16 protein-coding genes are annotated in these 12,885 nt (G+C 73.7%); 2 read left to right on the forward strand and 14 right to left on the reverse strand.

Translation table 11 applies throughout. The features are described from left to right. Window positions 1–18: 18 nt before the first annotated feature. From ACFYYR_RS22075 to hisI, 5 genes are all read right to left on the reverse strand, one after another. Window positions 19–492, reverse strand: coding sequence for a DUF2752 domain-containing protein (locus ACFYYR_RS22075; RefSeq protein WP_388856312.1), 474 nt, complete (start codon window positions 490–492; stop codon window positions 19–21). 259 nt (window positions 493–751) lie between these two features. Further along, window positions 752–988, reverse strand: a complete 237-nt coding sequence (locus tag ACFYYR_RS22080) for an HGxxPAAW family protein (protein WP_388856044.1) — start codon at window positions 986–988, stop codon at window positions 752–754. Window positions 989–1,417: 429 nt separating this feature from the next. Beyond that, entirely contained in the window at window positions 1,418–2,077 is a 660-nt protein-coding gene (locus ACFYYR_RS22085; protein WP_388856047.1) for a TIGR02234 family membrane protein, read from the reverse strand. 125 nt (window positions 2,078–2,202) lie between these two features. Next, window positions 2,203–3,744 carry an anthranilate synthase component I gene (locus ACFYYR_RS22090; RefSeq protein WP_388856050.1) on the reverse strand — a complete coding sequence of 514 codons (1,542 nt, stop codon included), beginning with the start codon at window positions 3,742–3,744 and terminating at the stop codon, window positions 2,203–2,205. Between the two features lie 62 nt (window positions 3,745–3,806). Further along, complete coding sequence (gene hisI / locus ACFYYR_RS22095) at window positions 3,807–4,178, reverse strand: phosphoribosyl-AMP cyclohydrolase (protein WP_388856053.1); 372 nt, start codon at window positions 4,176–4,178, stop codon at window positions 3,807–3,809. A 266-nt stretch (window positions 4,179–4,444) separates the two neighbouring features. Here hisI and ACFYYR_RS22100 point away from each other — a divergent pair, with 266 nt between their 5' ends. Further along, window positions 4,445–5,314 (forward strand): hypothetical protein, encoded by an 870-nt coding sequence (locus tag ACFYYR_RS22100; RefSeq protein ID WP_388856056.1) that lies wholly within the window; start codon window positions 4,445–4,447, stop codon window positions 5,312–5,314. Between the two features lie 99 nt (window positions 5,315–5,413). Further along, window positions 5,414–6,052, forward strand: coding sequence for a TIGR03085 family metal-binding protein (locus ACFYYR_RS22105; protein ID WP_388856059.1), 639 nt, complete (start codon window positions 5,414–5,416; stop codon window positions 6,050–6,052). A 105-nt stretch (window positions 6,053–6,157) separates the two neighbouring features. On the opposite strand, the gene ACFYYR_RS22110 is transcribed toward ACFYYR_RS22105, so the two are convergent. From ACFYYR_RS22110 to hisD, 9 genes are all read right to left on the reverse strand, one after another. Further along, entirely contained in the window at window positions 6,158–6,694 is a 537-nt protein-coding gene (locus tag ACFYYR_RS22110; RefSeq protein WP_388856063.1) for a hypothetical protein, read from the reverse strand. Window positions 6,695–6,888: 194 nt separating this feature from the next. After that, window positions 6,889–7,659, reverse strand: coding sequence for an imidazole glycerol phosphate synthase subunit HisF (hisF, locus tag ACFYYR_RS22115; protein ID WP_388856066.1), 771 nt, complete (start codon window positions 7,657–7,659; stop codon window positions 6,889–6,891). Beyond that, window positions 7,656–8,057: a RidA family protein gene (locus ACFYYR_RS22120; RefSeq protein WP_388856069.1), complete on the reverse strand. Its 402-nt coding sequence runs from the start codon at window positions 8,055–8,057 to the stop codon at window positions 7,656–7,658. Before ACFYYR_RS22120 ends, hisF begins: the two co-directional genes overlap by 4 nt. Then, entirely contained in the window at window positions 8,054–8,785 is a 732-nt protein-coding gene (priA, locus tag ACFYYR_RS22125; RefSeq protein ID WP_388856072.1) for a bifunctional 1-(5-phosphoribosyl)-5-((5-phosphoribosylamino)methylideneamino)imidazole-4-carboxamide isomerase/phosphoribosylanthranilate isomerase PriA, read from the reverse strand. The genes ACFYYR_RS22120 and priA overlap by 4 nt, the downstream gene beginning before the upstream one ends. A 113-nt stretch (window positions 8,786–8,898) precedes the next feature. Then, window positions 8,899–9,543 (reverse strand): imidazole glycerol phosphate synthase subunit HisH, encoded by a 645-nt coding sequence (gene hisH, locus ACFYYR_RS22130; protein WP_388856075.1) that lies wholly within the window; start codon window positions 9,541–9,543, stop codon window positions 8,899–8,901. Further along, complete coding sequence (locus tag ACFYYR_RS22135) at window positions 9,540–9,707, reverse strand: hypothetical protein (protein WP_388856078.1); 168 nt, start codon at window positions 9,705–9,707, stop codon at window positions 9,540–9,542. Before ACFYYR_RS22135 ends, hisH begins: the two co-directional genes overlap by 4 nt. Continuing rightward, a complete protein-coding gene (gene hisB, locus ACFYYR_RS22140; RefSeq protein ID WP_351512823.1) occupies window positions 9,704–10,297 on the reverse strand; it encodes an imidazoleglycerol-phosphate dehydratase HisB in 594 nt (197 codons plus the stop codon). Before hisB ends, ACFYYR_RS22135 begins: the two co-directional genes overlap by 4 nt. Continuing rightward, entirely contained in the window at window positions 10,294–11,445 is a 1,152-nt protein-coding gene (locus ACFYYR_RS22145) for a histidinol-phosphate transaminase (protein ID WP_388856081.1), read from the reverse strand. The genes hisB and ACFYYR_RS22145 overlap by 4 nt, the downstream gene beginning before the upstream one ends. After that, the gene (hisD, locus tag ACFYYR_RS22150) at window positions 11,442–12,803 is read right to left on the reverse strand and encodes a histidinol dehydrogenase (RefSeq protein WP_388856315.1); all 1,362 of its coding nucleotides are present in this window, start codon (window positions 12,801–12,803) and stop codon (window positions 11,442–11,444) included. Before hisD ends, ACFYYR_RS22145 begins: the two co-directional genes overlap by 4 nt. Window positions 12,804–12,885 lie beyond the last annotated feature (82 nt).

Below are 12,885 nucleotides of genomic sequence, written 5' to 3' on the forward strand. Positions count from 1 at the left end.
CGCCCGGCGCGGTCGGCCTCATGGCACCAGCCCCCTTCCGAGGGGCGTATTCCGGACAACGGTGAAGAGCAGTGCCAGCGCCGCGAGCGACCACACGTGGACGGGGCGCGGCCGCAGCTCCAGGGGGCGCCCGGTCGCCGCCCGGACGAGCCAGACGGCGAGGAAGGCGGCGAACCCGGCGTACGCCAGGACCGCCAGGGCGTTGGCGTGGAGCGCGGTGACCAGATCGCCGTGGGCGACGGCGTGGGCACTGCGCAGACCGCCGCAGCCGGGGCAGTGGACACCGGTCCAGCGGAGCAGCGGGCAGGCGGGGTAGTGGCCGGGCTCGTTCGGATCCACCGCGGCGACCCAGCCGAAGGCCGCGACCACTCCGGCGAGGACGGCGAGCGGGGGCACCACGGCGGCCCCCCGGCCGGTCCGCGCCGGACCGGGAGCACCGGCCGGCCGACCGGGCGCGGTCGCTGCCGTGCGGGGCGCTGTGGCGCCGGGCACCGCGGTGCGGGGCGCCGCGCTGTGGGGCTGCTCCACGGATTCGTCGGTCACACCGCCGAGTGTCCTCGCAGACGGCGGACGGCGCAGCTCAGCACGGCCCGCGGACGGTACGGGCCGTGGACGGTACGGGCCGTGGACGGTCCGGGTCCGTCCACCGGCGGAGCGGGGCCGTACCCGGGCGTCCCCGCCCGGAACCGCCGCGTCCCGGCCGGGGCGGCGGCTCCGGCCGGGACGCGGCGGTTCAGAGGCCCGCTCGCGGTCAGCTCTGCGGCTGGGCGGCCTGCGGGCGCTGAACCGCGGTGGACTTGGGCTGTCCCATGCCCGCGGCGCGCATCGCCAGGCCGACGATGCCACCGATGGCGACGACGACGAGGCCCGCCACGAAGCCGAGGGGCTGGGCCGCGACCGTGCAGGCACCGGAGATGCAGAAGCCGATGAAGGCGATGGTGACGCCGGTCCAGGCGGCCGGGGTGTGTCCGTGGCTGTTGCCCGCCATGAGTACTCCTCGTTGCAGTGTCGTTCCCCGGGACTGAAGTCCACGGGGAACGGCCCCCGGGTCGGGGTGCGGTGAAAGCTCAGGCTCATTCTCCCCGACGCATGGGGCGGGTGTGAGCGGGGGTCGGCCCAACCGGATCAGTCGTGGATCGGTCGGCGGCCCGCTGCCGGTGGGACGTGTCCCCGCCGCCGATCCGCTGTCGGCTCCCCGGTCGCCCGGGGACCGGTCGTGCCGCCCTGGCGGCGAAGGGGCCGGCGTGCCGGTCGGGGAACCGGCGGGCGGGCGGGCCGGGAACACCCGAAGAGATCCGGTCCCCCGCGAGTCGGATCCTTGCCGACGGCATGCCGACCGCCCGCGAACGGGCGGTGATCAGTCCCCGCCCGGATCCATCCAGGCGGCGATCAGTCCCCGCGGGCATACAGGCGGTGGTCAGTCCCCGCGGGTCGGGTCCTCGCCGCGGTCGAGGGCCTTCCACAGCTCCTCGGGCCGGTCGGGGTCGGCGGCGGCCGGCGTACGGCCCCGGGCGGGGCGCTCCGCCCGCTCGTACCGGCCCGACATGGCGGGCCACCCGCGGCCGTACCGGAGCGCGACCAGCCCCGCGAGCAGCAGCAGGACCCCGCCGGCGGCGGAGAGCCAGGGCCAGGCCGTGTGGCTGACGTGTGCGACCCCGGCGTCGGCGAGTCCGGTGGCCTTCGCGGCCTCGGCCCGCAGCGCGTCGGTGTCGGTCGCCCCGAGGACGGAGGTGAGGACGATCGCGGCGCCGCAGAGCGTGAGCAGGGCGGCGACCGCGGTCCGGCCGAGGCGGCGTACGGCGAGGACCGCGACGAGCGCGGCGAGGCCGACGACGGCGAGCGCGGCGGGCAGGCCGGTGACGTCGCGGCCGTCGGCGGAGACCGGGAGCGAGCCCTGCCCGGCGCCGGTCCTGCCCTCGCCCCAGGTCTGGGCCCCGGTGAGCAGCACCAGCGCGGCGCCCAGGGCGCCGATCAGCAGGGCGACGGCGAGACTGCGCCGCCCGCCGCCGGCGCGGGCGGCGGGCTCGGCGGGCCGGGTCTCGGCGGCTTCGGTGCGGGGCTGGGGTACGGCGCTCACCCCACCACTATCCCGCGTCCGGACGGCTCCCCGTCACGCGGCCCCCCGCCGGGCGCCGGGCCGGCCCCTCGGCAGCGCGTCGGCCGGGCACCGACCGGGGGCGCCGCACGTGGTCCTTCCGGCCGCTATCGCGCTTCCAGGCCGCTCGCCATCGCGATGGCGCGGAGCACGGCCGCGGCCTTGTTGCGGCACTCGGTGTCCTCCGCGACGGGGTCGGAGTCCGCGACCACACCCGCTCCCGCCTGGACGTACGCCGTGCCCTCGCGCAGCACGGCGGTACGGATGGCGATCGCGGTGTCGGAGTCCCCGGCGAAGTCGAGGTAGCCGACGCAGCCGCCGTACAGCCCGCGGCGGGTCGGCTCCAGCTCCTCGATGATCTGCATCGCCCGGGGCTTGGGCGCGCCGGAGAGGGTTCCGGCCGGGAAACAGGCGGTGAGCACGTCGAAGGCGGTCCGGCCCTCCCCCACCCGGCCGACGACGGTCGACACGATGTGCATGACGTGGCTGTAGCGCTCGATGGACATGAAGTCGACGACCTCGACGCTGCCGGGCTCGCAGACGCGTCCCAGGTCGTTGCGGCCGAGGTCGACGAGCATCAGGTGCTCGGCGCGCTCCTTGGGGTCGGCGAGCAGCTCCTCGGCGAGGGCGGCGTCCTCCTGCGGGGTCGCGCCGCGCGGCCGGGTGCCCGCGATGGGGTGGACCATCGCGCGGCCGTCCTCGACCTTCACCAGCGCCTCGGGGCTGGACCCGACGACGTCGAAGCCCTCGGCCCCGTCGATGCCGGGGAAGCGGAAGAGGTACATGTACGGGCTGGGGTTGGTGGCGCGCAGCACCCGGTAGACATCGAGCGCGGACGCGGGGCACGGCGTCTCGAACCGCTGCGAGGGCACCACCTGGAACGCCTCGCCCGCCCGGATGCGCTCCTTGATGTCCTCGACCGCGTCCTGGTAGGCGGGCCCGCCCCAGAGCGCGGAGAACGGGGGCAGCTGCGAGGGCGGCAGCGGCGCGGCGCTCGCGGGCGCGGGCCGCGACAGGTCGGCGGTCATCGCGTCGAGGCGGGCGACGGCGTCCGCGTAGGCCTCGTCCACGCCGGAGTCGAGGGCGTTGTGGTTGATCGCGTTGGCGATCAGCAGGACGGTGCCGTCCCAGTGGTCGAGGACGGCGAGGTCCGAGGTCAGGAGCATGGTCAGCTCGGGCAGCCCGAGGTCGTCCCGGGTGCTGTCCCCGATGCGCTCGAGCCGGCGCACGATGTCGTAGCCGAGGTAACCGACCATGCCGCCGGTGAACGGCGGCAGGTGCCCGTCCCCGCCGTCGGCCATCAGGTCGCGGGGAGTGTGCAGGGCCTCGACGGTGGCGCGCAGGGCGTCCAGCGGGTCGCCGTCGGTGGGGACGCCGACGGGCGGGGTGCCCAGCCAGTGCGCCTCCCGGTCCCGGACGGTGAGCGTGGCGGCGCTGTGGACACCGACGAAGGAGTAGCGGGACCAGGAGCGGCCGTTCTCGGCGGATTCGAGCAGGAACGTGCCGGGGCGCTCCGCCGCGAGTTTGCGGTAGAGGCCGACCGGTGTGTCACCGTCCGCGAGCAGCCTGCGGCTGACGGGGATGACGCGGCGGTCGGCCGCCAGCTTGCGGAAGGTCTCGAGGTCCATCGTGACAGCGCCCGTGCTCATGATCCTGGATCCTAGTTGCCCCGGATCGTGGCCGACGGCCGGACCGTTGGGCACAGGCCCTGTCAGACGCGGGGGCCCAGGGGGAGGTCCCCGGCGTCGAAGCAGGTGCGGTCGCCGGTGTGGCAGGCGGCGCCGACCTGGTCGACCTTGACCAGCACGGTGTCGGCGTCGCAGTCGAGGGCCACGGACTTCACGTGCTGGACGTGGCCGGAGGTGTCGCCCTTGACCCAGTACTCCCCGCGGCTGCGGCTCCAGTAGGTGCAGCGGCCGGTGGTGAGCGTGCGGTGCAGCGCCTCGTCGTCCATCCAGCCGAGCATCAGCACTTCGCCGGTGTCGTACTGCTGGGCGACGGCGGGGAAGAGCCCGTCGTCGGTCCGCTTGAGGCGGGCGACGATGGCGGGGTCGAGGCCGGAGGGGCGTGCGGTGCTGGACATGCGGTCCATTGTGCCGCGTCGGACGGCCGTGGTGCGCCGCCGGCCGGCCCGCCGGCCCTCCCCGGCCGGTCCGGCCTGTTCGCCCCGTTCGGCCTGTTCGTCCCGTCCGGCGCCCGGGGTGCGGGGACGGACCGGGTGCCGCTGTCGCGGTGCGGTGTCACGGACCCGCCGGTTCCGTCTGTCGGCCACCTCCCGTTCACCGCCAACTCGACTGGATTCCACGACCCGATGAGCCGGATGTCAGTGCGGTGCGGCATGCTTCCGGCATGACCACTCCGCCCCCGCCGCACAACGCTCCGCAACCCTCCGCGGGTGGCTTCGGGCCGCCGCAGGGCTTCGGATCCGCCCCGGGGCACGGCCCGGCACAGAGGGCCGGCCAGGGTTACGGCCCGGCACAGGGGAGCGGCCAGGGCCCCGGATACGGTCCGGCGCAGGGGGGCGGTTTCGGCCCGCCGCAGGCGTACGGCCCGCCCCGGAGTGACTACGCGGCCTACCCGCCACCCGTTCCCGGAGGCACCGGTCCGTCCGGCCCGGGCGGGCCCAACGGGCCGAAGATCGCTGGGATCTTCATCGCGGGCGTGCTGGCGGCCGGGCTGGCCGTGGGCGGCTTTCTGCTCTTCCTGGGCTCGGACGACGGCGGCGCCCGCGCCGACGCCAAGCCGGACAGCCGCCGCACGGCGGATGCGGAACGGCGGCCGGGCGCCCCCGGCGCGGGCGGTCAGGCCTCGCCCTCGGCGGCTCCGTCCAGTGCCGCGCCGTCCGCGGGCGATCTGGTGCCGTTCGTCGCGCTCTCCCCGGGCCAGTGCTTCGACCACCCGGCGCTCGACCCGTCCGTCTCCGAGATCGAGACCCGCTCCTGCCGCACGGCGCACGACGGCGAGGTCGTCGCCAACGCCACGCTGAGCGGCGACTTCTCCTCCGAGCGCGGGCTCCAGGAGAAGTCCCTGAAGCTGTGCGAGAAGGCGGTGACGTCCCGGATGAAGTCCGTGCCGGAGGACGGCCGGCAGTACTACAGCTACGCCCTCTACCCGTCCCTGCAGACCTACCGCATACGGGACGAGAAGCGGATCTCCTGCGCGCTGACCCTGAGCGACGGGCCCGACGGGAAGAAGATGACCGGCCCGCTGGCGAGCTGAGCCGCGCCCCGCTCCGGGCGCCGGCACCGCGGCACGCTCTCCCGGAAGTGCCCGCGCGGCGCCGTGGCGAGGCCGGGGTGCCGGTCGTACGCTGGCCGCATGTCGACCCATGCGAAGCGTGAACGTCTGCTCCTCGCTGAACTGTTGGAGTCCGCGGGCCCGGTCGCCCCGACGCTCTGCGAGGGCTGGAACACCCGCGACCTGGCCGCCCATGTGGTGGTGCGCGAGCGCCGTGGTGACGCCGCGGTGGGGATACTGCTGAAGCCCCTCGCCCCGCGACTGGAGCGGGTGCAGGCGGAGTTCGCCGCCAAGCCGTACGAGGAGCTCCTCCACCTGATCCGTACCGGACCGCCCGCCCTCTCGCCGTACGGCCTGAAGCAGATCGACGAGGCCGCCAACACCGTGGAGTTCTTCATCCACGCCGAGGACGTGCGCCGCGCGCAGCCGGACTGGAATCCGCGGGACCTGGACCCGGTGTTCTCGGACGCCCTCTGGTCCCGCCTGGAGAAGGTGGCACGACTGCTGGGCCGCAGGTCCCCGGTCGGCCTGGTGCTCCGCCGCCCCGACGGCCGGACCGTGGTCGCCCACCGCGGCACCCCCGTGGTGACGGTGACCGGGGAGCCGGGCGAACTGCTGCTGTTCGCCTTCGGCCGCCAGGAGGTGGCCCGGGTGGAACTGGAGGGCGACAAGGAAGCGGTGGCCCGAGCGTACGAGGCGAAGCTGGGCGTGGCGCTCTAGCGGAGGCTCCCGGGAACAGCCCACGGGCCGGCCGGCGCGGATGCGCGGGCCGGCCCTGCGCGTGCGTACCCGGATACGGTGCCCGCCCCCGGCCCGGGTGGGGTGTCAGGTCCGCGTTGGGTCGTTCGTCGACACTCCGTCATCGCTCACCCGGGCTCCCGGTGATGTGGTGCACCCCTCGGCTTCTGCCGCCGCGAGCCGGGATTCGAGCCGCTGCACGGCCGATCGGATGCCCTGGCCGTAGTCGTCGTCCCGGAGAGCGTCCATGTGCTGCCGGGACAGGGCCACGTGGGCGCGGGCCTGTGCGTAGTCGCCGAGCCTGTGGTGATCCGCAGCGAGGTTGAGGTGCAGGGACGGATAGAACCCGCGTATCGACAAGGAGGCGTGGTGCTCCTGCACCCTGCTGTCGGTGACCGAGTCGGCAGCCTCCAGGGCAAGCCGGTCCCAGGCGAGTTCGTCCTGTGGATTCTGCTGGAGATCGGCCATGTAGTGGGCGAGTACGCACCGGTGGAAGGCATCGCCGTCCGGGCCGGTCTCCTCCCAGATCTCGGTGAACCGCTGTCGGGAGCCTTCGGGATCACCCGCGTGTTGCAGACCGATGGCTTCCTCGATGCGCTTCATCGTCCTGTCCTCGGCGGTCATGGGCCTCCTCCTGCCGTCAGTGACATGAGGAAGCGTAGGGACAGCCACTGACAGCACAGCGGCGACGAAACGTTGCGGGAGGAGCCCGGCCGAGGGCCCCTCCCGTAGTTCCCCGCACCGCGCGAGCCTCCGGACCGGGCGGGAGCAGCGCTCCCGCCCGTCACCTCCGCCAACGGCCCGCCGCGGCAGCCCCCTCAGCGCACCGGGTGCCCCGCCGCCCGCAGGGTGTTCTTGACCTCGCCGATGCGCAGGTCGCCGAAGTGGAAGACCGACGCGGCGAGGACCGCGTCCGCGCCCGCGGAGACCGCCGGGGCGAAGTCGTCCAGCTTGCCGGCTCCGCCCGAGGCGATGACCGGGATGGTGACGCGGGCGCGGACCGCCTCGATCATCGCGGTGTCGTAGCCGTCCTTGGTGCCGTCCGCGTCCATCGAGTTGAGCAGGATCTCGCCCGCGCCGAGCTCCGCCGCGCGGTGCGCCCACTCGACGGCGTCCAGGCCGGTGCCGCGGCGGCCGCCGTGGGTGGTGACCTCGAAGCCGGAGTCGGTCACCGTGCCTTCCGGGCAGCGGCGGGCGTCCACCGACAGGACGAGGACCTGCCGGCCGAACCGCTCGGCGATCTCCTGGATCAGCTCGGGGCGGGCGATGGCGGCGGTGTTGACGCCGACCTTGTCGGCACCGGCCCGCAGCAGCTTGTCGACGTCGTCCGTGGTGCGGACGCCGCCGCCGACGGTCAGCGGGATGAACACCTGCTCGGCGGTGCGCCGCACCACGTCGTAGGTGGTCTCGCGGTCCCCCGAGGAGGCGGTGATGTCGAGGAAGGTGAGCTCGTCGGCGCCCTCGGCGTCGTACAGCTTCGCCATCTCCACGGGGTCGCCCGCGTCGCGCAGGTTCTGGAAGTTGACGCCCTTGACGACCCGGCCGCCGTCGACGTCCAGGCAGGGAATGACTCGGACCGCGAGGGTCATGAGCTGCTGGCTCCTCTGAATGCTTCTACTTCGACCTCGACCAGCACCCGCGAGTCCACGAAGCCGGAGACCACGACGAGGGTCGCGGCCGGGCGTACGGCGTCGAAGAGCTCCTTGTGGGCGCGGCCGACCGCGTCCACGTCACGGGCGTGGGTGAGGTACATACGGGTGCGGATGACGCTCTCGGCGCCGACGCCGAACTTCTCCAGCGCGGTGAGCGCGTTGCGGAACGCGGCCTTCGCCTGCTCGTACGGGTCGCCCTCGCCCTGCAGCACTCTGCCGGTGAACGGCATGGTGCCGGAGACGATGACCCGGTCCCCCGCCGCGACCGCGCGGGCGAAGCCGATCGTCTCCTCCCACGGGCTGTCGGACTGTACTCGCTGCACGGCATCGCTCATCCGGACACTGCCTCCAACGCCTCTTCGAGGGTGAATGCCTTGGCGTAGAGGGCCTTGCCCACGATGGCGCCTTCCACACCCTCCGGCACCAGACCGGCGATGGCCCGCAGGTCGTCGAGGGAGGAGACGCCGCCGGAGGCGACCACCGGCTTGTCGGTGGCGGCGCAGACGTTCTTCAGGAGTTCCAGGTTGGGGCCCTGGAGGGTGCCGTCCTTGGCGATGTCGGTGACGACGTACCGGGCGCAGCCCTCGGAGTCGAGGCGGGCGAGCGTCTCGTAGAGGTCGCCGCCGTCGCGGGTCCAGCCGCGGCCGCGGAGCGTGGTGCCGCGGACGTCCAGGCCCACGGCGATCCGGTCGCCGTACTCGGCGATGACCTTGGCGACCCACTCGGGGGTCTCCAGGGCGGCGGTGCCGAGGTTGACCCGGGTGCAGCCGGTGGCCAGGGCGGCGGCGAGGGTGTTGTCGTCGCGGATGCCGCCGGAGAGCTCCACCTTGATGTCCATGGACTGGGCGACCGCGGCGATCTGCGCACGGTTGTCGCCGGTGCCGAACGCCGCGTCGAGGTCGACCAGGTGCAGCCACTCGGCACCCGCCCGCTGCCAGGCGAGGGCGGCCTCCAGCGGGTCGCCGTAGGACGTCTCGGAGCCGGACTCGCCGTGCACGAGGCGGACGGCCTGGCCGTCGCGGACGTCGACGGCGGGGAGGAGTTCGAGGCGGTGGGTGCTCATGGCGGGACCTTACGGTGAGGGAGGTTGCGGCCGGCGGAGGCGGCCCGCCGCGGCCCCGCCGGCCCCGGCTGGTGCGCCGTGGGGGCCGGCGGATCCGCTGCGGGCGCCGGAGGTCATAGCGTGTCGAGCCAGTTGCGCAGGAGCTGCGCGCCGGCGTCGCCGGACTTCTCGGGGTGGAACTGAGTGGCGCACAGCGGGCCGTTCTCGACGGCCGCGACGAACGGTTCGCCGTGGGTGGACCAGGTGACCCGGGGGGCGCGCAGGGCGGCGTTGCCGGTCTCGAAGTCCCAGTCGCGCACGGCGTAGGAGTGCACGAAGTAGTAGCGGCTGTCGGCTTCGAGGCCGGCGAAGAGCCGGGAGCCCTCGGCGGGCTTCACGGTGTTCCAGCCCATGTGCGGGACGACGGGGGCGCGCAGCGGCTCGACGGTGCCGGGCCACTCGTCCAGCCCGTCGGTCTCGATGCCGTGCTCGATGCCGCGGGCGAAGAGGATCTGCATGCCGACGCAGATGCCCATGACGGGGCGGCCGCCGGCCAGGCGCCGGCCGACGACCCAGTCGCCGCGGGCCTCCTTGAGCCCGGCCATGCAGGCGGCGAAGGCCCCGACGCCGGGGACGAGCAGTCCGTCGGCGGCCATGGCCTTGTCGTAGTCGCGGGTGATCTCGACGTCGGCGCCGGCCCGGGCGAGGGCGCGCTCGGCGGAGCGGACGTTGCCGAATCCGTAGTCGAAGACGACGACGCTCTTCGCGGTCCCGGTCATGCCCACACCCCCTGGAGCCGCATCACACCGGCGACCAGGCACATCGCCGAGGCGAGTCCGAGCAGCACGATGACGCCCCTGGGCAGCTTCTGCTTGGCGAAGGAGTAGACGCCACCGAGCAGGAACAGACCGACGACGATGAGGACGGTCGAGAGGGTGTTCACAGAGCGCCCTTGGTCGAGGGGATGATTCCGGCGGCGCGCGGGTCCCGCTCGCAGGCGTAGCGGAGCGCGCGGGCGAGGGCCTTGAACTGGCACTCGACGATGTGGTGCGCGTTGCGCCCGTACGGCACGTGGACGTGCAGGGCGATCTGCGCCTGCGCGACGAACGACTCCAGGATGTGCCGGGTCATGGTGGTGTCGTACTCACCGATCATCGGCGCCATCTTCTCCGGCTCGGTGTGCACCAGGTAGGGGCGGCCGGAGAGGTCGACGGTGACCTGGGCGAGGGACTCGTCCAGCGGGACGGTGCAGTTGCCGAACCGGTAGATGCCGGCCTTGTCGCCGAGGGCCTGCTTGAAGGCGGCGCCGAGGGCGAGGGCGGTGTCCTCGATGGTGTGGTGGCTGTCGATGTGCAGGTCGCCGTCGGTCTTCACGGTGAGGTCGAAGAGGCCGTGGCGGCCGAGCTGGTCGAGCATGTGGTCGTAGAAGCCGACACCGGTCGACACATCGACCTTTCCGGTGCCGTCGAGATCGACCTCGACGAGGACGGAGGTCTCCTTGGTGGCGCGCTCCACGCGGCCGACACGGCTCATCGGTTCTCCTTCGTGCTGCGTTCCTTGATCACCGCGCGTACGGCGTCGAGGAACGCGTCGTTCTCGGCGGGGGTGCCCGCGGTGACCCTCAGCCGTCCGGGGACGCCGTTGTCACGGACCAGCACACCGTGGTCGAGCAGGGCCTGCCAAACGGTATGGGCGTCGTCGGTGGGGGTACCTCCCACGCCCTTGAGGCTGCGGGGGAGGCCGAACTGGACGAAGTTCGCGTCCGAGTCGGTGACCTCGCAGCCCATCGCCCGGAGCTCGGTGACCAGGCGGTCACGCTCGGTCTTGAGCTGCTCCACGTACCCCAGCAGCGTATCGGTGTGCTCGAGCGCCGCCAGCGCGGTGGCCTGGGTGACGGCCGACAGGTGGTACGGCAGCCGGACCAGCTGCACGGCGTCGACGACCGCCGGGTGGGCGGCGAGGTAGCCGAGCCGCAGTCCGGCGGCGCCGAAGGCCTTGGACATGGTGCGGCTGACGACGAGGTTCGGGCGGCCCTCGATCAGCGGCAGCAGCGAGTCGCCGTGGCTGAATTCGCCGTAGGCCTCGTCCACCACGACCAGGGAGGGCTTCGCGGCCTGCGCCGCCTCGTACAGGGCGAGGACGGTCCCGGCGTCGACGGCGGTGCCGGTCGGGTTGTTCGGGGAGCAGATGAAGACCACGTCGGGCCGCTGCTCGCCGATGGTCCGGACCGCGGCGTCGACGTCGATGGTGAAGTCGTCGTTCCGGGGCCCGGAGATCCAGCCGGTGCCGGTGCCGCGGGAGATCAGCGCGTGCATCGAGTACGAGGGCTCGAAGCCGATCGCCGTGCGGCCGGGGCCGCCGAAGGTCTGGAGCAGCTGCTGGAGCACCTCGTTGGAGCCGTTGGCGGCCCAGACGTTGGCGGCTTCCACCGCGTGCCCGGCGGTACGGGTGAGGTAGGCGGCGAGCGCCGTGCGCAGCTCGACCGCGTCCCGGTCGGGGTAGCGGTTGAGGTGCCGGGCGGCCTCGGTGACCCGCTCGCCGATGCGCCGCACCAGCGGCTCGGGGAGCGGGTAGGGGTTCTCGTTGGTGTTCAGGCGTACGGGTACGTCGAGCTGTGGCGCTCCGTACGGGGACTTGCCGCGCAGCTCGTCCCGGATGGGCAGGTCGTCGATCCCGGTCACTTGGTCTGCGGAACCTCTCGGTCACGGGGGGTGCCGGGCTCTCCGCCGGCACCGGGCTTGTCGGTGAAGCGCGCCTTGAGGGCGGCGCCGTGCGCGGGCAGGTCCTCGGCCTCGGCGAGGGTCACCACGAGCGGGGTGATCTCGGCGAGGGCGTCGCGGGTGTAGTCCACGACGTGGATGCCGCGCAGGAAGGACTGCACGGACAGGCCGGAGGAGTGGCAGGCGCAGCCGCCGGTGGGCAGCACGTGGTTGCTGCCGGCGCAGTAGTCGCCGAGCGACACCGGGGCGTAGGGGCCGACGAAGATCGCGCCGGCGTTGCGCACCCGGGCGGCGACCGCGGCGGCGTCGGCGGTCTGGATCTCCAGGTGCTCGGCGGCGTAGGCGTCGACCACCCGCAGCCCCTCGTCCACGCCGTCGACCAGCACGATCGCGGACTGCCGGCCCGCCAGGGCCTCGGCGATCCGCTCGCGGTGCTTCGTGGCGGCGACCTGGGTCCGCAGCTCGGTCTCGACGGCTTCGGCCAGCGCGACGGAGTCGGTGACCAGGACGGCCGCGGCCATCGTGTCGTGCTCGGCCTGGCTGATCAGGTCGGCGGCGACGTGCACCGGGTCGGCGGTGGCGTCGGCGAGGACGGCGATCTCGGTCGGCCCGGCCTCGGCGTCGATGCCGATACGGCCCTTGAGCAGGCGCTTCGCGGCGGCGACATAGATGTTGCCGGGGCCGGTGACCAGGTTGACCGGGCGGCACTCCTCGGTGCCGTAGGCGAACATCGCGATCGCCTGGGCGCCGCCCGCGGCGTACACCTCGTCGACGCCGAGCAGGGCGCAGGCGGCGAGGATCGTGGGGTGCGGCAGGCCGCCGAACTCGCGCTGCGGCGGAGAGGTCACCGCGATGCCCTCGACACCGGCCTCCTGGGCCGGGACCACGTTCATCACCACGGACGACGGGTAGACCGCGAGGCCGCCCGGGACGTACAGGCCGACCCGCTCCACCGGCACCCAGCGCTCGGTGACGGTGCCGCCGGGGACGACCCGGGTGGTGTGGTCGGTGCGCCGCTGCTCGCGGTGGACCAGCCGGGCCCGCCGGATGGACTCCTCCAGGGCCGCGCGGACCTGCGGGTCCAGCTCCGCCAGGGCGCGGGTGAGCGCCTCGGCCGGAACCCGCACCCGCTCGATCGCCACGCCGTCGAACCGCTGCGCGTAGTCGATCAGCGCCGCGGTGCCGCGATGGCGCACGTCGTCGCAGATCGGGCGCACCTTCTCCAGCGCCGCCTCGACGTCGAACTCGGCGCGGGGCAGGAGATCGCGCAGAGCGGCGCCGTCGGGGAGGGCGTCGCCGCGCAGATCGATTCGGGCCATGGGGAGTGATTGCAGCACGCGGTCAATTGTCTCAGACGCGGTCCGCGGCCCGGCCGCCCGTATCAGTGGCTGATACGAGGCA

The sequence above is a fragment of the Streptomyces sp. NPDC001922 genome (assembly GCF_042891165.1).
Lineage (GTDB): Bacteria > Actinomycetota > Actinomycetes > Streptomycetales > Streptomycetaceae > Streptomyces.